The sequence below is a fragment of the Streptomyces sp. NPDC001816 genome, assembly GCF_042892235.1.
Lineage (GTDB): Bacteria > Actinomycetota > Actinomycetes > Streptomycetales > Streptomycetaceae > Streptomyces.
Genome location: NZ_JBIATY010000004.1, coordinates 193,045 through 214,562, shown reverse-complemented (window position 1 = coordinate 214,562; position 21,518 = coordinate 193,045). Strand labels below are relative to the sequence as shown.

Annotated in this window: 17 protein-coding genes; 16 read left to right on the top strand and 1 reads right to left on the bottom strand. The window is 73.4% G+C overall.

Annotation, left to right across the window (positions count from 1 at the left end; translation table 11 throughout):
- The first annotated feature begins 77 nt into the window (after nucleotides 1–77).
- The 4 genes from ACFYZZ_RS16480 to ACFYZZ_RS16465 all read left to right on the top strand — a co-directional run bounded on the left by ACFYZZ_RS16480 (nucleotide 78) and on the right by ACFYZZ_RS16465 (nucleotide 7,043).
- On the top strand, nucleotides 78–773 hold the full coding sequence (locus ACFYZZ_RS16480) for a LuxR C-terminal-related transcriptional regulator (RefSeq protein WP_389176080.1): 696 nt from the start codon (nucleotides 78–80) through the stop codon (nucleotides 771–773).
- Between the two features lie 203 nt (nucleotides 774–976).
- Nucleotides 977–4,141 (top strand): hypothetical protein, encoded by a 3,165-nt coding sequence (locus ACFYZZ_RS16475; RefSeq protein WP_389176078.1) that lies wholly within the window; start codon nucleotides 977–979, stop codon nucleotides 4,139–4,141.
- Complete coding sequence (locus ACFYZZ_RS16470; protein WP_389176076.1) at nucleotides 4,138–4,845, top strand: DUF4255 domain-containing protein; 708 nt, start codon at nucleotides 4,138–4,140, stop codon at nucleotides 4,843–4,845. Before ACFYZZ_RS16475 ends, ACFYZZ_RS16470 begins: the two co-directional genes overlap by 4 nt.
- Nucleotides 4,846–4,943: 98 nt before the next feature.
- Complete coding sequence (locus tag ACFYZZ_RS16465) at nucleotides 4,944–7,043, top strand: AAA family ATPase (RefSeq protein WP_389176870.1); 2,100 nt, start codon at nucleotides 4,944–4,946, stop codon at nucleotides 7,041–7,043.
- Nucleotides 7,044–7,065: 22 nt separating this feature from the next.
- Here ACFYZZ_RS16465 and ACFYZZ_RS16460 read toward each other — a convergent pair whose 3' ends face one another.
- On the bottom strand, nucleotides 7,066–8,658 hold the full coding sequence (locus tag ACFYZZ_RS16460; protein ID WP_389176074.1) for a DUF4157 domain-containing protein: 1,593 nt from the start codon (nucleotides 8,656–8,658) through the stop codon (nucleotides 7,066–7,068).
- A gap of 250 nt (nucleotides 8,659–8,908) precedes the next feature.
- On the opposite strand from ACFYZZ_RS16460, the gene ACFYZZ_RS16455 reads away from it, so the two are divergent.
- The 12 genes from ACFYZZ_RS16455 to ACFYZZ_RS16400 all read left to right on the top strand — a co-directional run bounded on the left by ACFYZZ_RS16455 (nucleotide 8,909) and on the right by ACFYZZ_RS16400 (nucleotide 21,402).
- Entirely contained in the window at nucleotides 8,909–10,468 is a 1,560-nt protein-coding gene (locus ACFYZZ_RS16455; protein ID WP_389176072.1) for a phage tail sheath family protein, read from the top strand.
- A gap of 35 nt (nucleotides 10,469–10,503) precedes the next feature.
- Entirely contained in the window at nucleotides 10,504–10,944 is a 441-nt protein-coding gene (locus ACFYZZ_RS16450) for a phage tail protein (RefSeq protein ID WP_389176070.1), read from the top strand.
- Nucleotides 10,941–11,447, top strand: coding sequence for a hypothetical protein (locus ACFYZZ_RS16445; protein WP_389176068.1), 507 nt, complete (start codon nucleotides 10,941–10,943; stop codon nucleotides 11,445–11,447). Before ACFYZZ_RS16450 ends, ACFYZZ_RS16445 begins: the two co-directional genes overlap by 4 nt.
- Complete coding sequence (locus ACFYZZ_RS16440; RefSeq protein ID WP_163014002.1) at nucleotides 11,444–11,602, top strand: DUF6760 family protein; 159 nt, start codon at nucleotides 11,444–11,446, stop codon at nucleotides 11,600–11,602. The genes ACFYZZ_RS16445 and ACFYZZ_RS16440 overlap by 4 nt, the downstream gene beginning before the upstream one ends.
- A 3,121-nt stretch (nucleotides 11,603–14,723) precedes the next feature.
- Nucleotides 14,724–15,002, top strand: a complete 279-nt coding sequence (locus ACFYZZ_RS16435) for a hypothetical protein (protein WP_389176066.1) — start codon at nucleotides 14,724–14,726, stop codon at nucleotides 15,000–15,002.
- A gap of 33 nt (nucleotides 15,003–15,035) precedes the next feature.
- The gene (locus ACFYZZ_RS16430) at nucleotides 15,036–15,461 is read left to right on the top strand and encodes a phage tail protein (RefSeq protein WP_386573280.1); all 426 of its coding nucleotides are present in this window, start codon (nucleotides 15,036–15,038) and stop codon (nucleotides 15,459–15,461) included.
- 63 nt (nucleotides 15,462–15,524) lie between these two features.
- Nucleotides 15,525–16,247, top strand: coding sequence for a LysM peptidoglycan-binding domain-containing protein (locus tag ACFYZZ_RS16425; protein ID WP_145876483.1), 723 nt, complete (start codon nucleotides 15,525–15,527; stop codon nucleotides 16,245–16,247).
- On the top strand, nucleotides 16,244–18,073 hold the full coding sequence (locus ACFYZZ_RS16420) for a VgrG-related protein (RefSeq protein WP_389176063.1): 1,830 nt from the start codon (nucleotides 16,244–16,246) through the stop codon (nucleotides 18,071–18,073). The genes ACFYZZ_RS16425 and ACFYZZ_RS16420 overlap by 4 nt, the downstream gene beginning before the upstream one ends.
- Before the next feature lie 38 nt (nucleotides 18,074–18,111).
- Nucleotides 18,112–18,429: a PAAR domain-containing protein gene (locus tag ACFYZZ_RS16415; RefSeq protein WP_389176061.1), complete on the top strand. Its 318-nt coding sequence runs from the start codon at nucleotides 18,112–18,114 to the stop codon at nucleotides 18,427–18,429.
- Nucleotides 18,429–18,851, top strand: coding sequence for a GPW/gp25 family protein (locus tag ACFYZZ_RS16410; protein ID WP_097254132.1), 423 nt, complete (start codon nucleotides 18,429–18,431; stop codon nucleotides 18,849–18,851). The genes ACFYZZ_RS16415 and ACFYZZ_RS16410 overlap by 1 nt, the downstream gene beginning before the upstream one ends.
- Nucleotides 18,851–20,812 carry a putative baseplate assembly protein gene (locus ACFYZZ_RS16405; protein ID WP_389176059.1) on the top strand — a complete coding sequence of 654 codons (1,962 nt, stop codon included), beginning with the start codon at nucleotides 18,851–18,853 and terminating at the stop codon, nucleotides 20,810–20,812. Before ACFYZZ_RS16410 ends, ACFYZZ_RS16405 begins: the two co-directional genes overlap by 1 nt.
- The gene (locus ACFYZZ_RS16400; protein ID WP_389176057.1) at nucleotides 20,809–21,402 is read left to right on the top strand and encodes a phage tail protein; all 594 of its coding nucleotides are present in this window, start codon (nucleotides 20,809–20,811) and stop codon (nucleotides 21,400–21,402) included. Before ACFYZZ_RS16405 ends, ACFYZZ_RS16400 begins: the two co-directional genes overlap by 4 nt.
- The last annotated feature ends 116 nt before the right edge of the window (nucleotides 21,403–21,518 follow it).

Genomic DNA, 21,518 nt, shown 5'->3' with positions numbered 1-21,518 from the left:
CTCGATCTGCACTTTTACCCCCACGAAACTCATGAAACAGGTACACCATGTCCCCTGTTGAGGAGAACGGCCCTGTTATGTCCGACACCACCACGTCAGATGCTGCCGCTTGGATCGACTCGACCCACCGGACCTCCCGCCCAGCCCTCCCGAACCGGGTGACCGTGGCGCTCTACGCCGCCGATCCCGTCCTGCGCATCGGCGTCGTCCAGCAGCTGCGCCAGCGCCCCGAGGTCGACCTGGTGGACGAGGCCGACGCGGACCGGGCCCTGGTGTCACTGGTGGTCGTGGACAGCGTCGACGACGACGTCGCCGCCCTGCTCAACCGGCTGCGGCACAACAGCGCCACGCACACGGGCCTCGTGGTCGGCACCCTCGCGGCCGGCGGGCTGCAACGTGTCATCGAGTGCGGCGTGGCTGCGGTGCTGCGCCGCGCCGAGGCCGATCAGGACCGGCTCCTGCGCCTGGTCCTGGCCCTGGCCAACGGCGAGGGAGTGCTGCCCGGCGACCTGCTCGGCAAGCTGCTCTCCCACGTCGGCAGCCTGCAGCGCTCGGCGCTCGACCACGGGAGCCTGTCCCTGTCCACCCTGACGACGCGCGAGGCGGACATGCTGCGCCTGGTGTCGGAGGGCCTGGACACCGCGGAGATAGCCCGCAAGACCGCGTACTCCGAACGCACCGTCAAGAACGTCCTGCACGAGATCATCACCCGGCTGCAGCTGCGCAACCGGGCCCACGCGGTCGGTTATGCGCTGCGCAACGGGCTGATCTGACGGACGGCGTCGTCGGGCCGGGACGGGGGCCGGCCAGGCGGCCGGGCGGTCGGCCCGGCGACGGCCGGGAACCCGGCACTGCCCGAAAGCGCACCGCGCGCTTCCCCCGGGTACGGCCCCGCCGCCCTGCCGCGCCGCGCGCGGCCGGTGCAGGGTGGCGGGGGCACATCCGGATGCCGCACCACACTGCGAAGGGGACCGTGATGGAAACCGCTGGCTCCGGCGGGCGGTACCGCCTGGGGAGACTCGGCTCGGCGTTGCTGCTGCTCGTCCCGCTGCTCGGGGTGGCCGCGGCCGCCGGGCCGGGCAGCGCCGAACCCCAGGCGAGGCCGGCCGACGCCGCGGCCACCCGGGTCGCGTACGCCGGTACCCGGCACCGCAGTCTCGGCCGGGTCGCCACCACCACCTCCAGCACACCGCTGTTCGGCGCGGGCCCGGCCCACAACGACGTCCAGCCGTCCGCCCTCGGCGACCAGATGGTCTTCGCAAGCCGCCGCGACGAGAAGAAGCCGCAGATCTACCTGCGGTCCGCCGACGGTTCGGTACGCCGGCTCACCAGGGGCCTGGACGCGGCGCACCCCCGGCTGACGCCGGACGGCCGGGCCGTGGTGTTCGACGCGGCCGCACCCGGCGGCCCGGACGGCGGGACACAGCGCGACCTGTGGCTGGTGCGCACCGACGGCACCGGCCTCACCCGGCTGACCGACACGCCCGCCGACGAGGAGTGCCCGACGGTGTCCCCGGACGGGCAGCGCCTGGCGTACTCCAGCGACAGCGATCCGGTGGCCGGATCGCAGATCTTCGTCCGGCCCCTGAACGGGGGCACCGCCACCCGGGTCACCGACCCGGTGAACGGCACGGCCACCGAACCGGCGTGGAACCCGGTGAACGACGACGAGAACCGGAACTGGATCGCGTACACCGCCACGACCACCGTCGACGGGCAGCCTGTGCCCCGGCTGCGGGTGACGAACGCGGAGGGCACCGGTGACGAGCCGCTGCTCGGGGGCGCGCGGGCACAGTGGCGTGCCCACGGGGCAGCGTGGCTGCCCGACGGGGACGGTGTGCTGTTCCTGAGCCCGGAGATCACCTGTGAGTGCGAGGGCGACTGGGACCACGTGTTCCGGGCGACCGCCCACTCCGACCAGGTCCCCTCACTGGTGCTCAACGAGAACCGGGAGGTCCTCTCGCCCACCTGGCTCGGCCCGCTGAACGGCGGCGGCGTGGTCGTGGAGCGCACCTCGGCGGCCACCCCGCACGTGGTGACGCTGCAGGACATCCGGATGGACGGGGCCGACCCCCGCGACCTCGGCCTGACGATCCTCGACGAGGACCCGGCGGCCGACACCAACACCGATCCCGCCAAGGACCCGCTGTTCCAGCCCGCGGCCGGGTACGACCCCTGGACCGAGCGGCAGAACTACACGCCCGACGGCCGCCGGATCGTCGTCACCCGCTTCGAGAACAACGCCGACGGCCGGCGGATCGAGCGGATCTGGATGACGGACGCCGACGGCTCCAACGCCGCCCCCCTGCCGCTGGCGGGACGCGGGGCGACGGACTGGGACACCGACCCGACGTTCTCCCCGGACGGCAAGTACCTCGCCTTCACCCGGACTTCGCCGGGCGGCGTCGGCCAGGCCGCCGGACCCAGCCGCATCCTCATCGCGGAAGTCGCCACCGGCGCGATCACCGGCCGGATCACCCCGCCGGCCGGGCAGCTCCAGGGCCAGGATGCCCAGCCCGCCTGGTCCTCCGACGGCACCACCCTGGCCTTCACCCGCAACATGGAGATCAACGGGGGCGGCGGCAACAAGCACATCTGGACCGTGCCCGTGAACGACCTGTCCCGGCAGCGCGACCTGAGCGCCACGATCTGCCCGGGCGACTGCGCGGTCATCGACGACAGCCCGGCGTTCTCCCCGGACGGGCTGAGCATCGCCTTCAACCGCAAGAACGGCGCCGGCCGGATCGACGAGCAGAACGGCATCCTCCTGACGTCGCTGTCGGGCGACGACTGCCAGGTGCTGCTGCCCACCGCCGCCCGCGGCCTGCCCGGCGCCTGCGGTCGGCAACTGCCGGAGAACACCGGCCCGTTCCAGCCCCGGGACGCCGCCTGGACGGCCGACGGCAAGGGGCTGGTGATCAGCGCCCGCCCCAGCCGTCCGGTCAACACCCCCGAGAAACTCAAGCTCCTGGACATCGCGTCCGGCAAGCTCACCAAGCTCACGACCGAGCTTCCGGGCCGGCAGAAGGAACCCAGCGTCCAGCAGTCCGTCGACCTCGCCGTCAAGGCGCCCGGCACCGTCCCGGAGGTGACCGTCGGCGACTCCACCACGGTCCGCGTCGACGTCGTGAACAACGGCCCCGCCGCCTCCCCCGGCACCCGGCTGACCGTCGCCCCGCCGCTCGGCGTGCGTGTCACCCGGATCACCTGGTCCGGGGGCACCTGCGACGCCGCCTCCCTCCAGTGCGACGTCGGCGTGGTGCCGCCCGGCACGACCGTTCCGGTGGACGTCACCCTCACCGGGGTCACCCCAGGCGACGCGCCCGTCGACTGGTCGGTCACCGGCACGGTCCTGGATCCGCGGCCCAGCGACAACGCGGGCCGGACCGTGGTCCCGGTGCGCGAGGTCGCGCCGCCCCCGACTCCCACGCCGACCCCGACGCCGCCCACTCCGACACCGCCGCCCACCGTGCCGCCGAAGCCGGCGGAGCCCAAGGCCGGGCCCGGGGTGCGCGTCACGGCCCAGCCGAACCCCGGCTACGTCGGCGGGCGCGTCGTCGTGACGTACACGGTGCGCAACGGCCGCAACGCGCTGGCGACCGGTCTGCGGCTGCGCATCGGCCTGCCCAAGGGCATCCCGAACAGCGGGCCGCCGGAGGGCTGCGACCGCTCCTGGGTGTGCGCGCTGCCGGACCTGACGCCGGGCGCGAGCACCGTCGTACGCGTCGTGCTCAGCCCCGACAAGGCGCTGACCGGCCGGGTCACCGGCGTCCTCACCACCACCGGGACGGACGCCGACAAGAGCGACAACACCGCACGGCAGCGGCTGCGCATCCTGCAGCCGCGCATCATCGCGGTGCCGGACATCGGCAAGCCCGGGTTCGTCACCTCGGTGCGCGGCAAGGACTTCCCGCCGGGCGCGCCGGTGCGGTTCACCTGGAAGCCGGGGATCACCGCGGCCGCGGCGCCGACCGTTCCGAAGCCGGACGGCACGTTCATCGGCCAGCTGCTCATCCTCGCCAAGGACCAGACGGGACCGCGCGTCATCACCGCCAAGGGCCCCGGGTTCTCACCGGTGACCACCGACTTCCTGGTGGTCAGCGGCAGCGTGCAGCCGCCCGACGAGGTGACCCGCCGATGATCCACGAGGTCGACGAGGGGCTGCGCCGCCTGCTCGGCGAGTCGGGCCTGGAGGCATCGGGCGTCGACGTGGTCTTCGACGCCCCCACCCGGGACTGGGCCGCGCGCCGCAGCGCCCCGACGGTGTGCGTCTTCCTGTACCACATCCGCGAGGACGCCACCCGGCGCGGCAGCGGCGCCGGGGAGGTGTACGACGAGGACGGGTACCTCGTGGCGCGGCGCAGCCCGCCGCGCTGGTTCGAGCTGACGTACCTGGTCACGGCGTGGGCGAACCGCCCGCAGGACGAACACCGGCTGCTCTCGCAGGTGCTCACCTGTCTGGTGGCCAACGACACGCTTCCCGCGCGGCTGCTCACCGGCACGCTCGCCGAACTCGGCCTGACCGTGGGGCTGGACACCGCCGGGGGCGCGCTCGACGCACCGGCCGCCTCCGACGTGTGGTCGGCGCTCGGCGGGGAGATGAAGGCCTCCCTCGCGGTGCAGGTGCGGGCACCGCTCGCCGGCGTGACCACGGCCGCCGCACCACCGGTCACCGAGGGCCTGGTCGTCCGTTCCGCGGCCGGGCGCGAGGGCGAAGAAGCGACGTCCGGGCGCCGGCTGCGCTACACGGAGGTCGGCGATCCGGGCCCGGAGGGCTTCACCGGCCCGCGTGAACGGCCACCCGCCCCCGCCCGACGCCGCCGCCGGGGGGACCGCCAGCCGTGACACACACCGCCGAAGATGTCGCGGACACCCGAGCCGAAAGCGAAAACGTAGTGACCGGCCCCTCCGGTAACGAAGCCGACGTGGCCGCCCGAACCGACGTGCGCCCCGATGCCGATGCCGATGCCGATGCCGTCTCCGCCGACGTGGACCACCTGTGGACGCGGCTTCGCGTGGTCGAGGAGCGCGTGCGGCACGCGGTGGCGGCCCGCCGGGCCGGCGACCCCGATCCCGACGACCCGTACCGGGGCCAGTACCTCACCCCCGAGGCGGCGGCCCGCATCCTGGACGAGCCGGGCGGCCTCGACGTACCCCCGCACGAGCCGGGGCGGCCGCCCGCCGAGTCCGTCCTCGACGGCCTCGCCCGGAGGTTCGGGCTGTCCCCGCTCGACCTGGACCTGCTCCTGGTCGCGCTGGCACCCGACCTCGACGCACGGTTCGAGCGGCTCTACGGCTACCTCAACGACGACCTGACACGACGGCGCCCCACGGTCGGGCTCGCCCTGGAACTGTGCGGGCTCGCCGGGGCGGCGTCCGCCCGGTTCCGGCTCGCTCCGGGCGCCCCGCTGATCGCGGGCGGTCTGATGGAGGTCACTGAGCCCGAACGGCCGCCACTGTCACGGGGGTTGGCGGTTTCCGACCGGGTCACCGGGCATCTGCTGGGCAGTGCCCGGCCCGACGCCCGGCTCGCCGGGATACTCGGCGAGGCCCGCGAGGACCCGACCGCCGAGGCGGCCGACGTCCACCGCTCGGCGGCCGCGGCCGGCACCGGCGTCGGCCTCGTCCATCTGCGCAGCCGGGGCGGCGATGCGGCGGGTCTCGCCGTCGCCGCCCTGCGCGCGGCCGGGCTGCCACCGCTCGTCCTGGACACGGTGGCCCTCGCCCGGCGCTCGGCCGACGTACCGGAACTCGCCCGGACAGCCGCCCTCGAAGCCCGCCTTACCGGCGCCGGAGTCGTCCTCGGCCCCCTGGAGGCGCTCCCCGCGGAACCCGCCGAACGGGCCGGCACGCTGGGGGCGTTGTGCGCGGCGCTGCGGGGTATCCCCCTGATCACCCACGGCACGGTCGGCTGGGCCCCGGAGTGGGCGGCCGACACCCCCGTCGCCCTGACCGTGCCGGCGCCTTCGCCCGAACGGCAGGCCGCGCGCTGGCGGCACGCCCTCGAAGGGGCGGCCGACGCCATCTCGGGTGACGACCTCGCGACCGGTGACGTGGAAGCGCTCGCCGAGGCGGTCGCCGCGCACCGCCTGGACTCCGGGCAGTTGCGCCGCGCTGCCGACGTGGCGGTGCGCACGGCCGCCCTCGCGGGGCGTCCGGTCCGCCCCGACGACCTGCGCACGGCCGTACGGGCCCAGAACGGCGCGGGGCTGGAGCGGCTCGCCCGCCGGGTGGAGCCGGGCGTCGGCTGGGACGACCTGGTGCTGCCGCCGGCCACCCACCGGCGGCTGCGCGAACTCGCGGTGCGCGCCCGCCACCGCGAGCAGGTGCTCGGGCAGTGGGGGATGCGGCCCGGCGGCGGCCGGGGACGCGGCGTGATCGCGCTCTTCGCAGGGGAGTCGGGCACCGGCAAGACCATGTCCGCCGAGGTCGTCGCCGCCGACCTGGGCATGGACCTGTACGTGGTGGACCTGTCCACAGTGGTGGACAAGTACGTGGGGGAGACCGAGAAGAACCTGGAGCGGATCTTCACCGAGGCGTCGGCGGTCAACGCCGTGCTGCTCTTCGACGAGGCCGACGCGATCTTCGGCAAGCGCTCGGAGGTGAAGGACGCGCACGACCGGCACGCCAACATCGAGTCGGCGTACCTGCTGCAGCGCATGGAGTCCTTCGACGGGATCGCGGTGCTGACCACCAACCTGCGGGCCAACCTCGACGAGGCGTTCACCCGACGGCTGGATGTGATCGCCGACTTCCCGGTGCCCGACTCCGGCCAGCGCCTCGCCCTGTGGGAGCGCTGCCTGGGCGGCCGGCTGCCCCGCGCCGAGGACCTGGACCTCGCCTTCTGCGCCGACCGCTTCGAACTCGCCGGCGGCTCCATCCGCGCCTGCGCGGTGACCGCGGCTTACCTCGCGGCCGAGTCCGGCAGCCCGCTCACCATGCGGCAACTGGTGAGGGCGGTCGCGCAGGAGTACCGCAAGCTGGGACGGCTGGTCCTGGAGGGCGAGTTCGGGCCTTACCTGGCGGACGCCCTCGACGCCTGAGCCGGGGGCGGCGCGGAGGACCTCAGTCGGAGGCCTTCTTCCACTTGTCGCCCGCTTTCTTCCACCGTTCGAGGGCGGGCGGGGAGAGGATCGCGCCTCCGTACTCCTTTTCGTGAAGGCGCTGCGCCTCCCTCAACTTGTCCGCAACGGCCCCCCAGTCGACGGTGGGCGCGTTCGCCAAGCTCAGTGCGTCCTTCAACTCGCTCGAGCGCGGCGTCATCGCACCCTCAGGCGTGTAGTTGAAGTCGGTTCCGGATCCCGGGTCGCCGATCCTCGTGTCGCTCGCCGGTCCCATTTCCAGGTTGGCCGGCATGTTGTGCAGGGCCTTTTTGTCCCCCGCGGTCGAGTCGAGTACCGTCCGTACCTCGTCCAGGAACTCGAACAGCGGTTTCGCGTTCGCCTTGTCCCTCTCGGCCGAGGCGAGTACAGCGTCCAACTCGCTACGGGAGATCTTGTGATGGAGGGTTGTCTTGTCGCCCCAGTGCGGATGGTCCACCCGCATCCCTGCATGTGCCGAAGTGACCGCGCTCGCCGCCCAGTCACTGCTGCCGCCGCCCGTACCCGCGAACCCGGACGCGTGTTTCGCGGTTTCGATCTCCGCGAGGAGAGCGTCCATCATTGACTCGTCGTTCTTCACTTCGTCGAGCGTGAAAAGATCGCTTCCGGGTACGATTCCGATCTCTTCGAGGAGGAGCTCCTTCTCGTTCTGCTTCTTTGCCTTGAATTCTTCGCTGCGTCCCTCGAAGTACTCCATTATTTCCTCGAACACGGTCTTCGAGGAAGTGGCCGCTTCCGCGGGTGGGTTGGCCCCCGCCTGCTTTTTCGACTGCTTCTTCTTGGGGGGCATGCGCTGCACCTCGGCCGACGCCCCGGTCGTCGTCCGGTGCGCGGCGTCGGCGGTGTGGTCCGCGGCTGAGCGCTGGACGTCCGCACCGCCCCGCATCACCTGCTCGGCCTTGCGTTCGGCCGACCTCTCGAACCGGTCGGAGGGGTCGCTGATGCTCAGGCCGCTGCCGTCGTCGGTACCGGCCACAGCCCCTGCACGCTGCTGGCGGACGTGCTCCAGTTCGTGCGCGAGGGTCTTCTTGTCGATCGTGCCGCGGAACACGATGTGACGGGTGCCGGTGGTGTACGCCTCGGCCCCGACCGCCTCGGCGGAACGCCGGGCATTGGCGCCGGTGTGGACCGCGACGTCGGAGAAGTCCTCGCCCGAGAAGCGGGCTTCCATCTCCCGCTGCAGCGAGGCGGGCAGTCGGCTGCCGGCGGACCGCACCACGGAGTTCACCGCGTCGGCGGCGCTCGGCTGCGCCGCGGCTTCCCGGCCGTGTCCCGCGCCGTGCTGATGCTTCGAGTGAGGGTCCTCGTGCACCCCGGCGTCCTGCTGCTCGTGGGCGTCCAGCTGCTCCTGGGCGGGCGCGCGCCGGGCGCGCCGGGCGATCATGGCGGTGACCGCGGCGTTGCCCGCGCCGCGCTGTGCGGCCCGGAGCGCGTCGGCGGTGAGTGGCGGCGGCGTGGCGGCGCCGCCCGAGGACGTCTCCCGGCGGGCGGCGGCGGCCGGGCCGCGCGTGGCCTGCCGGATCTCGGTCTGCTCTGTGTGCGCCCCGGACGTCCGCACTTCGCTGCCTCCTAGTCGGCCGCACCCCTGCTCCGGCCCCCCAGTGGACCGCCCGGGCGACCGGGACGTCCAGGCCCGTACGGGCAGAACGAGGGCAAGTCCGGGCGGCGGCCGGACCGCCCGAGTGGGCAGTCAAAGGCAGCGATCTTGCCCTTGGCCAGGTCTCCGCGTCCCTGTCGCCCCGGCGGACCTCCCGCCCAGACTCGGCCTGGACACAGCTGACAGACCCGTAGGACGCGAAGGAGCGAGCATGCCGACGTACCTCACCCCGGGCGTGTACGTGGAGGAGGTGCAGTCCGGTGCCCGGCCGATCGAAGGGGTCGGCACCGCTGTCGCCGCGTTCGTGGGCTTCGCCGAGAACGGCCCGTTCCACGCGCCGACGCTGGTCACCGGCTGGGACCAGTACACCCAGCTGTTCGGTGGCTTCACCGAGGGCGCCTACCTGCCCCACGCGGTCTACGGCTACTTCGCCAACGGCGGCGGCGCCGCGTACATCGTGCGGATCGGCGGATCCGCCGAGGACACCTCCGCGCCGGCGGCCCAGGGCGCCAAGCGGCAGCAGACCAAGGCCGTGGAACCGGCGGAACTCGGCGGTTTCCTGGTCGCGGCCAAGCCCGGCACCTCCGGGGTATCGGTGGAGGTCGTTGACGCGGACGGCGAGAACCCGCCGGAGGACCGCTTCAAGGTCCTGGTCCGCCAGGGCGACCAGGTGGCGGAGACGTACGAGGTCTCCGCCCGCAAGAACGTCAAGGGGTACCTGGTCAACCAGGCCCGCGCCTCCAAGCTGATCGAGGTCACCGAGCAGCGCGGTGCCACCCAGAGCAGGCCCGCCAACCAGACCGTGGCACTGGCCGACGCCCCGGCCGCGCCCGCCGTGCTCGGCTCCGACGCGGTGTCCCGCCTCGACCCGGCCGAGTACGTCGGTGACGCCGGGGCCCGCACCGGGTTCGGCGGCCTGGAGACCATCGACGAGATCACCATGGTCGCGGTGCCGGACCTGATGAGCGCCTACCAGCGCGGCGACATCGACGCCGAGGGCGTGCGCACCGTGCAACTCGCCGTGATCTCGCACTGCGAGCAGATGGGCGACCGGGTCGCCGTCCTGGACGCCCCGCCCGGGCTCTCCGCCCAGCAGGTGCGCACCTGGCGCAACGACGAGGCGGGCTACGACTCCCGGTACGCCACCCTCTACTACCCGTGGGTGCGGGTCTTCGACCCGGCCGCCGGACGCAACGCCGTCGTCCCGCCGAGCGGGCACATCGCCGGTGTGTGGGCGCGCAGCGACGCCGAGCGCGGTGTGCACAAGGCGCCCGCCAACGAGGTGATCCGCGGCGCGGTCGACCTGGAGACCCGGCTCAGCAAGGGCGAGCAGGACCTGCTGAACCCGATCGGCGTGAACTGCATCCGGGCCTTCCCCGGCCGGGGCATCCGGATCTGGGGCGCCCGCACCCTCTCCTCCGACCCGGCCTGGCGCTACCTGAACGTGCGCCGTCTCTTCAACTACCTGGAGGAGTCGATCCTCCTGGGCACCCAGTGGGTCGTCTTCGAGCCGAACGACGACCGGCTGTGGTCGAGCATCCGGCGCAACGTCACGGCGTTCCTCAGCGAGGAATGGCGCCGTGGCGCCCTGTTCGGCCGCACCGCCGAAGAGGCCTTCTACGTGAAGTGCGACCGCGACAACAACCCGCAGGAGTCCATCGACCAGGGCCGGGTCGTCTGCGAGATCGGCGTCTCGCCGGTCAAGCCCGCCGAGTTCGTGGTCTTCCGGCTGGCCCAGTTCTCCGACACCACCAGCCTCATCGACGAGTGACCCGCGGTTCTGCAAAGGAAGGTTGACAGACAGTCATGGCAACGGGCGATGCTCTTTCCACCCACGTCTTCGGCGTGCAGCTCGGCGGCTACATGGTCGAGTCGATCCAGGAGATCAGCGGGTTCACCGTCGAAGAGGATGTAGTCGAGGTCAAGCAGGTCACCTCGGAGGGCAAGCAGATCATCCGCAAGCAGCCGGGCGCCCGGCAGGCCGGCGAGATCACGATCACCCGGGGACTCGACCAGAGCAGCGAGTTCACCAAGTGGATCAAGGAGACCCTGAACAACGGGGCCGTGAACTCCGCACGGCAGAACCTCACTATCGAGATCAAGGACACCGAGGGCAACACGGTCCGCCGCATCCAGCTGATGCAGGGCTGGGCCTCCAGGTGGGAAGGCCCGTCCCTGAAGGCGGGCGAGTCGTCCGCGGCCACCGAGTCCGTCACGATCGTGTTCGAGGAGATCGTCGTCGAATGAGGCGTCGTACGGTCACGGCGGGCAACCTGGAGGAGCTGCTCCAGGTCACGGCACCCGCCACGGCACCCGCCGCCGCGCCGGAACAGGTGGCGGCCGCTCCGGCCGCCGCCCCGGCGCCCCGGGAGGACCACGGCCTGCGCACCGAGTTCGAGTTCGAGCTGCCGCGCGGGTACGTCGACGAGGCGGGCACGGTGCATCGCCATGGCTCGATGCGCCTGGCCACGGCCCGGGACGAGCTGCGGCCCCAGATCGATCTGCGGGTCAAGGAGAACCCGGCGTACCTGAGCGTCGTACTGCTGAGCCAGGTGATCACCCGGCTCGGGAACATCACCGATGTGCACGCCGGGATCGTGGAACGGATGTACGCCACCGACGTCGCCTTCCTCCAGGACTTCTACCGCCGCGTCAACAGCGAGGGCCACACCCGTGCGGCGGTGACCTGCCCGCACTGCGACGGCGGCTTCGAGGTCGACCTCTCGGGTGGGCGCCTGGGGGAATCGTGACGTACGCCCTTCCCCGGCTCCGGGAAGAGATCGCGTACATCGCCTACCACTTCCACTGGCAGCGCGAGGAGATCCTCGACCTGACCCACGGCGAGCGCCAGCAGTGGGTGGCCGAGATCGCCCGCATCAACACCCGCATGAACGAAGGCGGTTGAGCACATGGCATGGCGGGACTGGCTGCGCCGCCGGGCCACCGGAGGACCGGACACCGCGGAACGCCCGCGGCGTGCGGGGCGCACCGGCGAGGGCCCTGACCCGAGCACGCCCGGCGGCTCGGGTTCCACCGCGCCGGTTCCCTCCGTGCCGCACGACTGGGACGGCGGCTGGCGCCGCACCGCCGCGCCCGAACTGACCCTCTCCCGCGCTCCGCTCGGCGTCAGCGACGGCCTCACCTTCCGCGCGGGCCTCGCCGCCTGGCAGAACCCGTCGTTCGACAACGGCCTCGGACACGCCCTGCAGCCCACGGCCCCGACCGGCCTCGTACGAGGAGTCACGCGCCCGGCCGCCGCACGGCCCACCCACACCGGTGGGGGGCCACTGCTGCTTCGGGCGCTGCGCCCTGAGGGGGCGGACGGGACGGAGGGGGCGGAGGGGCCGCGGGGCCGTGGGATTCCGGATGCCGGGACCCCGGACGGCACGGCTCGGACGCCGGATGGCCGGACACCGCAGGTGCAGCGCCGGGCGCGTGCGGGGGCGCGGACGTCGGGTCCCGGGCCGTCCGTCTCGGAGCGGTCAGGTTCAGTGCCGTCAGGTTCAACGCCGTCCGGTTCAACGCCGTCTGGTTCAGCGCAGTCTGGTTCAAGGCCGTCCGGTACGGTCCCGTCCGGCTCGCTGCCCTCTGCCTCTGCCTCTGCCTCCGCCGTACGGCCCGCCGCTGGCGGCGGCAACAGCGGCAACAACGTGGCGGGGGAGGGGCGTTCGAGCGGGGCTCCGCAGAACCGTGGCCTCACGTCTGGGGATTCCCCGGCCGTGCTCTCCTCGTCGCCTCCCCCTGTCCAACGCGCCGCGGCGCCGGGCACGGCTCCGGTCGTGACTCCCACCGACACCGGCCGCCCGCCGGCCGCTCGGGAGATTCCGCTGGTACGACGTGTGGCGGTGCTTCCAGGCACAGCAGCCGGCGCGGGCATGGCCCGCTCCGCGTCCGAGCGGGACTCTGGGGGTGCATCCCGGCCGGAGGCAGGTTCACCATCCGCTCGCGGAGCCGGACAGCCGGAGGCGTCCCACCCTGCCGTCCGACTCCGGCCGGTGGGGACTCGGCTGACCGTCGCCCTGCGCCCGGCCGGACCCGCACGCCGCATCCCCGCCCTGCGGCCCGCCGGTACCCCGGCGACCGCGGGCGGCGCCCCCGAGGCACCCGGTCCCGACTCCGCCACGACCGAACCGGCCGGTACAGGGGTGCCCTCGACCGCCCCCGTACAGCGTGCCGCCACCCGCACGGCGAGCCGCGCACCTCTCGGCGCCCCACTGAGCGAGCTGCCCGCCACGGCCGTTCCGCCGACGCAGGCCGCCCCCGCCCCACAGCCTCCGCCCGGCGCCGGATCCGTGTCCGGTAGGGCGCTTCCTGTCGTCCAGCGGCACGCCGAGGGCACAGCGGAAGGCGCAGTTGGCGCCTCGCGGTCGGCTGACGGTGGTGCGGGCGGGACGAGGCATGGTGCCTCGCGGTCGGCTGACGGCGGCGGGAGCGGGACGAGGCATGGTGCCTCGCAGCCGGTCGACGGTGGTGCGAGTGGGACGAGGCATGGTGCCTCGCGCTCGGCAGACGGCGATGCAAGGGGGACGAACCACGGCGCCCCGCGCCCGGCCGACGGCGGAGGGAAGGGGACGGCCCACGGCACCCCGGGCGGCACCGACGAGTCGCGCCGGACTGCCGGCCCGGCCCGGAGCGGCGCACGTGTGCGAGGTGGCCTGGGCGCGCCGCTGCCCGCGATGCCGCCGAGCGCCGACCTGCCCGGTTCAGCCGCGTCCGGTGCCAGCGCCGCTCGTACGGCGCCCGGCCCGGACGTCCAGCGCGCCCCGGCCCACCAGGACAGGGGCGCCGGAGCCGCTCCGGCACCGTCCGCGGCGGATCGCGACCTGGCGCCCGGAGAGGCGGCACCCCTCCGGCGGGGAGAGGGCGGAGCGGACGCGCCGCTGCTGGGGGCTGTCGACGTCCAGCGCAGCCTCGCGGACGAGCCCACCACAGGGGGCACCACGTCACCCCGCCCCACAAGCCATGGAGACGGGCCGGCCACACCGCTGGTGACGCCGTCTCCGGCCGCAGTGCCGGAAGGTGCAGCGGGTACGGCAGGCTCGGCAGGCCCGGCAGGGAATGCGCCACGCTCCGGTGTGACCTCCGGCGGGCCCGGCCCGGGCGGGCAACGGCCCCAGGGACCCGGCGCCCCGGGCCCGGTCGTCGTGGCCCGGGCCCTGGCCGAAGCAGCCACCGAGCGCACCGAGCGCACCGAAGGCGGCCGGCCCCCTGCCGCCGATCCGCCGTCCGCACCGACGGCATCCCACTCCCTCGGCACCGCGGCCGACCGACCTCGCACCACGGCCGACCGACCTCGCGGCGTAGCCGACCCGCGCGTTCTCACCGCGACCGGCTCCGGGGCGCACGCAGTCCCTGCGGCGCCCCGCAGCCTCCAGTTGCTCCACGCGCGACCGCTCGCCGTGAACACCCGCGCTCCGGAGGGGGTGGCGCAACCCGCTGCCTCCCGCACCGGCGGCCGTCCCGTGGTGGCCATGCGCTGGCCCGGCGCGTCGGCCGCCCCGCAGGGCGACCCCGCGCCGCCCACCGGGGCGTCCGCGTGGCCGTCCCGGAGCCCGAGCCCGTCCGCAGGCGCCCCGGTGACGCCTCAGGTACAGCGGGTCGCGACCGCGTACGGACCGGAGAACTCGGGGATGCCAAGCACCAGTTCCCCGGCAACACCTCACGCACAGCGAGCCACGACCGCGCACGGCCCGGGCAACTCGGCGCTACAAAGCACCAGTTCCCCGGAAAACGTCCAGCGCGTCCCAGTCGTACGCCCCGCACCGCCGGGGTCGGAGACCTCCGGGCCGCTCGCCCGGGCCGCCGCCGCACCGGGGCGCCCCCTGCCGGTGACCGCCCCGCAGGCGCCGCCGCTTCCGGACCGCCAGCCGGCCATGTCGGCACCGGCACCGGCATCGGAAGGGACCGTTCCCGTGGTCCGGCCGAGGAACGTCGCACCAGGCTCCCGATCGACGGCGGGCGGCGCCGGCGGGAACAGCCCGGCGGCATTCCCGGTCCAGCGCGAGGTCTCAGGCGCCGGGAAGACCGTGTCCAAGGGCGTACCGGCCAAGTCGGCCCCGGCGCGCGGCAAGCAACACCCGTCCGGCACACCCACCACGTCCTCGACGTCGTCCACGTCCTCCGCGTCCTCCAAGTTGTCCGCCTCCAGCAAGCGCACGCCCCACCGCGTCGAGGCACCGCAGGACCCCGGCATCGACCTGGACGACCTGGCCCGCCGCCTGCTGGACCCGATGGCCCGGCTGCTGCGCACCGAGCTGCGGCGCGGCCGGGAACGCACGGGCCGCCCCTACGACGGACGCCGCTGAGGGCACGGAACGGATCGGACGGATGACGGACGAATGACGGACAACATCTTCGCGACGAGCGTGTTCTTCCGGCTCGCGATCGGCGGCAACGACCTGGGCGCCTTCCAGACCTGCTCCGGCATGGGCGCCGAGGTCGAGATGGAGAGTTACGCGGAGGGCGGCAACAATGACTTCACCTGGCAGCTACCCGGCCGCGTGACCTGGTCGAACATCACGCTCACCCGGCCGGTCACCGCCGACACGGCGAAGATCGCCCGCTGGCTCGACGAGACGCTGAGGCGGGTGGAGCCCAAGGACGGCGAGATCGTGGCGTTGAAGCCCGACCTGACCCGGATCATCAGCTGGCAGGTGTTCGGGATCGTCCCGGTGCGCTGGCAGGGCCCGTCCTTCGACCCCAACAGCTCGCAGGCCGCGGTGGAGACCCTGGAGATCGCCCACGAGGGGCTTCGCCCTTCCTGACGCACCATCATCGAGCCTCCCCTGGCCAGTGATTCGCCCTCGTCCCGGAAAGGAAGTCCCGGCATGTCCCCAGCGTCCCGCTCCAGTCGGGCCAGGGCCCAGCTGACGCTGAAGGAGCCCCCGGCCTCCGTCGGCGCGAAGCCCGGCGGGACGATCGCGCGGCTGAACCTCCAGTTCAACCCCTCCACCCTGGAGCTGCGCAAGACCACCGAGTGGCGGCGCTCCCCGTCCCGGATGGCGGGGCAGTCGGCGCTGCCCGAGTTCGTCGGCAGCGGCCCGCGTGAGCTGAGCCTGGAGGTGTTCCTGGACGCCACCGCCACCCACGACAACTCCGTGGAACTGGCGGTGGAGAAGCTGATGAAGGCGTGCGTGCCGACTCCGGCGAGCCTCGGCCGCAAGAAGCCGGCCAGTCCGTGGGTGCGGTTCGAGTGGGGCACCGCGCGGACGACCTCGTTCGACGGGGTGCTGTCCAGCCTGTCGGTGACGTACACGCTCTTCGACGTGGACGGCAAACCGCTGCGGGCCACGTGCGCGCTGTCGATCGAGGAGGCGAGCGTCGACCCGCCGGGCCAGAACCCGACGTCCGGCGCGCGCACCGCCCGCAGTACGCACACCGTCGTGGCGGGCGACAGCCTGGCCCTGCTGGCCTGGCGGGAGTACGGCGACGCGACCGCCTGGCGGGCCATCGCCGAGGCGAACGAGATCGACGACCCGATGGCGCTCGTACCCGGCACCGAACTGGTGGTGCCGGCGCTGCGGGACGCGGGTGCAGAGGAGGAGCGGTGAGCATATCCGGGGAACAGGGCGGCCGGTCGTTCGCGGCGGACCCGGTCGTGGAGACACCCGGCGAACTTCCGCCGATCTGGGCCGCCCAGCTGGTGAGTTGCGTGGTGGACGAGAACGTGGGCCTGCCGGACGCGGCGGTGCTCACCTTCCGCGACCCCGACCACGAGTTCCTGACGGCGACCGGCATCACCATCGGCACCCCGCTCAGGGTGTCCGTGGTGACCGTGAGCGGACAGGCGCGCGAGCGGCTGTTCAACGGCGAGGTGACGGCCCTGGAGCTGGACCGGGACAGCACCGGTTCGTTCACGGTGGTGCGGGCCTACTCCAAGGCGCACCGCCTCCAGCGCGGCCGCAAGGTGGTGGCGTACCGGAACATGACCGCGGCGGCGATCGTCCGCAAGGTGGCCGCCGGGGCCGGGCTGGCCTGCGGCACCGTGCAGGCCGCGCCGGTCACGTACAAGCAGCTGTCGCAGGCGAACGTGTCCGACTGGGACTTCCTGCAGTTCCTGGCGGCCGAGAGCGGCGCGCAGGTGCGCGTCGACGACAAGGGGCTGCTGCAGTTCACCAAGCCGCAGAAGGCGTCCGGCGCGCCCGCGCCGTCGACCTCGGCCACCCGGAACCCGATGGTGCTGGAGTACGGGCGGAACCTGCTGGCGCTGCGGGCCTCGCTGTCGGCCGCGGACGGCGCGCAGCAGGTGGAGGTGCGCGGCTGGGACGTCACCACGAAGCGGCCGCTGGTGTCCCGGCAGCCGTCGGTGGACAGTGACACGGTGGTGCCGGGCCTGAGCCCGGCGTTCGCCGCCCGGTTCGGCAAGTCGTCGAAGCTGACCGTCACCGACACCCCGTACCGCACCCAGGCCGAGACGACCGCGGTTGCCGACGCGGTGGCCGCCCAGGTCAGTGCGGGCTTCGGCGAGCTGGAGGTGGTGGCCGTGGGCAACCCCAAGCTGCGGGCGGGCAAGCCCGTGGCGCTCGGCAACGTCGGGAAGGCGTTCTCCGGCAAGTACACGGCGACGGCGGTGCAGCACGTTCTCGAACCGCAGGGCGGGTACCGGACGACGGTGTGGGTCGGTGCCAGCCCGGACCGCTCGCTCACCGGCCTGGTGACCGGCGCCAACGCGCCGTCCCGTGGCCCGCGCATGCCGGGACTTGCGATCGGCGTGGTGACCGACGTACGCGAACCGGGCGGCTCCGAGCGCGGCTCGGTGAAACTGAAGTTTCCCTGGCTGGACGACACGTACGTCACCGACTGGGTGCGCACCGTGCAGTGGGGCGGCAAGGGCGGCGGTGGCGTGGTGAGCCCGGAGGTCAACGACGAGGTCCTGGTGGGCTTCGAACAGGGCCTGCTGGACAGCCCGTACGTCATCGGAGGGCTCTACAACGGCGTGGACAAGCCGTCGCCGCACGACGTCCCGCTGATCGACAGGACCAGCGGGAAGGTCAACCGCCGCTCCATCGTGTCGCGTTCGGGGCACCGGATGGAGCTGCTGGACGCGAGGGCACCGGGACGCTCCGGGGTGCGGCTGATGACCGGTGACGAGCGTCTCGAAGTGTTCCTCGACGACCGGCGGGACCGGATCGAGCTGAAGGTGTACGCGGGGAAGGGCAGCCGGCAACCCCTCACCTCCGTCCAGCTCGACAGGAGGGGCATCACCCTGGACGCGGGGCGGGGCAACGTGAGCGTGTCGGGCACGAACGTGGACATCAACGGCAGGGTCGGCGTGAAGATCGGCGGCCGCACGGTGAGCGTCAGCGGCAGCTCGAACGTCACCGTCGACGGCGGCCTGCTCGGCGTCCTCAAGGCCAAGCTCATCCGCATCAACTGACCCCCTGCCCCGAGATCTCGACTCGAAAGGAGCGCCGCATGCCCGCCGCAGCCCGTACCGGAGACCCCACCAACCACGGCGGGGTGATCGCCGCCCCGCCGCCCGCCGCCGCCAGGGCGGTGGCGACCGTGCTGATCGGCGGCCGCCCCGCCGCCGTCGTGGGCAGCCTGCACACCTGCGTGGTGCCGCCGCACGCGGCCCTGGGACCGGGCAACGTGATCATGCCGAACCCGGCCGCTGCAACCCGGGGCACCGTCCTCATCGGCGGGCTGCCGGCCGCTCGGGCGCGCGACCAGACGACGTGCGGCGCCATGATCGTGACCGGCGCCCCGAACGTCCTGATCGGCGGTGTGTGATGAGCGAGCGGTTCATCGGCCGTGGCTGGGCGTTCCCGCTGCGGGTCGGGCCGACCGGCGGGATCGCGATGGTCGAACGGGAGCGGGAGATCGAGGAGGCGATCCGCCTGGTGCTCGGCACCGCGCCCGGCGAGCGCCCCATGCGCCCCGAGTTCGGCTGCGGCATCCACGACTACGTCTTCGCCCCCGGTGACGGCGCCACCGCCGGACGCATCGCGCAGCAGGTGCGCGAGGCCCTGGAGCGGTGGGAGCCGCGCATCGCGGTGGACGACGTGGTGGTCGCCTTCGACGCGGTCGAGGACGGCACCCTCTACATCGACGTGCACTACACGGTGCGTTCCACCAACGACCGGCGCAACCTGGTCTTTCCCTTCTACACGATCCCCTCCGAGGAGGGGGCCGAGGAAGCGGGCGCTCACTGATGGCCCTGCCCTCCCCGAACCTGGACGACCGGCGGTTCCAGCAACTCGTCGACGAGGCCAAGCGGTACGTGCAGCAGCGCGCCCCGGAGTGGACCGACCACAACGTCTCCGACCCGGGCGTCACCCTGATCGAGACGTTCGCCTACCTCGTGGACCAGCTGCTGTACCGGCTGAACCGGGTCCCGGACAAGAACTACACCGCGTTCCTCGACCTGTTGGACATCCGTCTGTTCCCGCCCACCGCGGCCCACGCCGACGTCGACTTCTGGCTCTCGGCGCCGCAGCCCGACACGGTCGCGCTGCCCGCGGGCACCGAGGTGACCACCGCGGGCGGCGAGACCGACGAGGCCGTGGTGTTCACGACCACGGACGAACTGCGCATCGTCCCCAGCGAGTTGATACGCCTGGTGACCGCACCCCGGTCCGGTCAGCAGACCGACCGGACGGCCGTGCTCGCCGAGGGCCACGACATCCCCTGCTTCCAGCCGGCACCGGAGCCGGGCGACGCGCTGCTGTTCGGCCTGCCGACGGCGGTGCCGCGCTGTGTCGTCGCGGTGCGCCTGGACAGCCGCGTGGAGGGCGTCGGCGTGGACCCGCGCCAGCCCCCGCTCGTGTGGGAGGCCTGGGACGGCGGCGGCTGGCAGCGGTGCGAGACCGGCACCGACACCACCGGCGGGCTGAACCGGCCCGGCGAGGTCATCGTGTACGTACCGGCCGGGCACACGGCGTCGGTGATCGGCGGGATCCGGGCCGGCTGGCTGCGCTGCCGGGTGACCGAGGCGGAGCCGGGCCAGCCGTTCTACTCGGAGTCCCCGACGGTGCGCGAGGCGGCCGTGTTCACCGTGGGCGGCACCATGTCCGTCGAGCACGCGGAGACCGTGACCGATGTGCCGCTCGGCGCCTCGGAAGGGGTCTCGGGGCAGACGTTCCGGCTCGGCCGCCCGCCGGTCCTCCTCGACGGCGAGCCCCCCGTGGTCGAGGTGTCCTCGGACGAGGGATGGCAGCGCTGGCAGGTGGTGGAGCACTTCGGCCGCTCCGGACCCACCGACCGGCACGTCCGCGTGGACGCCACCACCGGGGAGTTCACCTTCCCCCCGGCGCTGCGCGAACCGGACGGCACGCTGCGGCAGTGCGGCGCCGTACCGCCCAAGGGCGCACAGATACGGGTGGCCCGCTACCGCACCGGCGGCGGCCCGGCGGGCAACGTCGCCCGCGGCGCGATCTCCGTGCTGCGCAGCTCCGTCCCGTACGTCGCCCGGGTCACCAACCGGGAGGCGGCCCGGGGCGGCGTCGCCGGGGAGACCGTCGCCAACGCCAAGCTGCGGGCGCCGGAGGTGCTGCGGATGCAGGAGCGCGCGGTGACCGCCGAGGACTACGAGATCATCAGCCGCCAGGCCGCGCCTTCGGTACGCCGGGTCCGCTGTCTGCCCGCCGCGGACGGTCCGGGCGCGGTACGGGTCCTGGTGGTGCCGGACGCGGTGGCCGACGAGGGCGACGACCGGCTCCGCTTCGAGCAGCTGATCCCCTCGGACCAGGTGCTCGAAGCGATCACCAAGAGCCTCGACGAGCGGCGCCTGATCGGCACCCGCCTTGTGGTGGAGCCGCCGGTGTACCAGGGCGTCACCGTGGTGGCCCGGCTCGCGGCGGCGCCGGGCGACACCGACCGGGTGCGCGACGCGGCGCTCGACGCGCTGTTCCGGCACCTCAACCCGCTGAACGGCGGTCCGGACGGCACCGGTTGGCCGTTCGGGCGGCCGGTGCAGTACGGCGACGTCTTCGGCGTCCTGCAGCGCGCCACCGGAAACGCCCTGGTGGAGGAGATCCGGCTGTTCCCCGCCGACCCGATCACCGGCCGGCGCGGCGCCCCGTCGGACCGCATCGACGTGGCCCCGGGCGCGCTGGTCTTCTCCTACCAGCACCAGGTGGTCGTCACGGCCGTCGATCCGGAGGCGCGGGGATGAGCCGCGCCGCCGTGCCCGGCCTGCCGAGCAGGTACCCGATCGGCGAGCAACTGCCCGCCCTGTACGCCGACGACGACTTCGCGCAACGCTTCACCGCCGGTCTCGACACCGTCCTCGCCCCGGTGTTCGCGACCCTCGACAACCTGCCCGCCTACCTCGACCCCCGGGTGACCCCGACCGACTTCCTGGCCTGGCTGGCGTCGTGGGTGGGCGTCTCCGACGACCCGCAGTGGCCCGTGGAACTGCGCCGCGAGGCGGTCGGCCGCGCGGTGGAGCTGCACCGGTGGCGCGGCACCAGGCGTGGCCTGGTCGAGGCCCTGCACCTCGCGCTCGGCGTGCACGCCGAGGTGACCGGCGACGGCGGCGCGACGTGGTCGAGCACCGCGGGTACCGAGCTACCGCCGGACCCGGGCGCCGAGGTCCTGGTCCGGGTGTGGCCGCCCCGCGAGGCGCGGGTCGACGTGGTCAGGGCCGACGTGGTCAGGATCGACGTGGTCAGGGTCCGCGAGATCGTCCGGGCCATGTGCCCGGTGCACATGGCCTTCCGGGTGGAGGCCCTGTCCGCCCCGCCCGCCGACGAAGGGAGGTGACGTCATGCGTGCGTGTCCCGCGTGCGGGGCGTCCAACGACCCCACGGACGACTTCTGCGGCAACTGCGGCGCGTACCTGGGCTGGTCCGACTCCAGCACACCCTCGTCCGACTCCA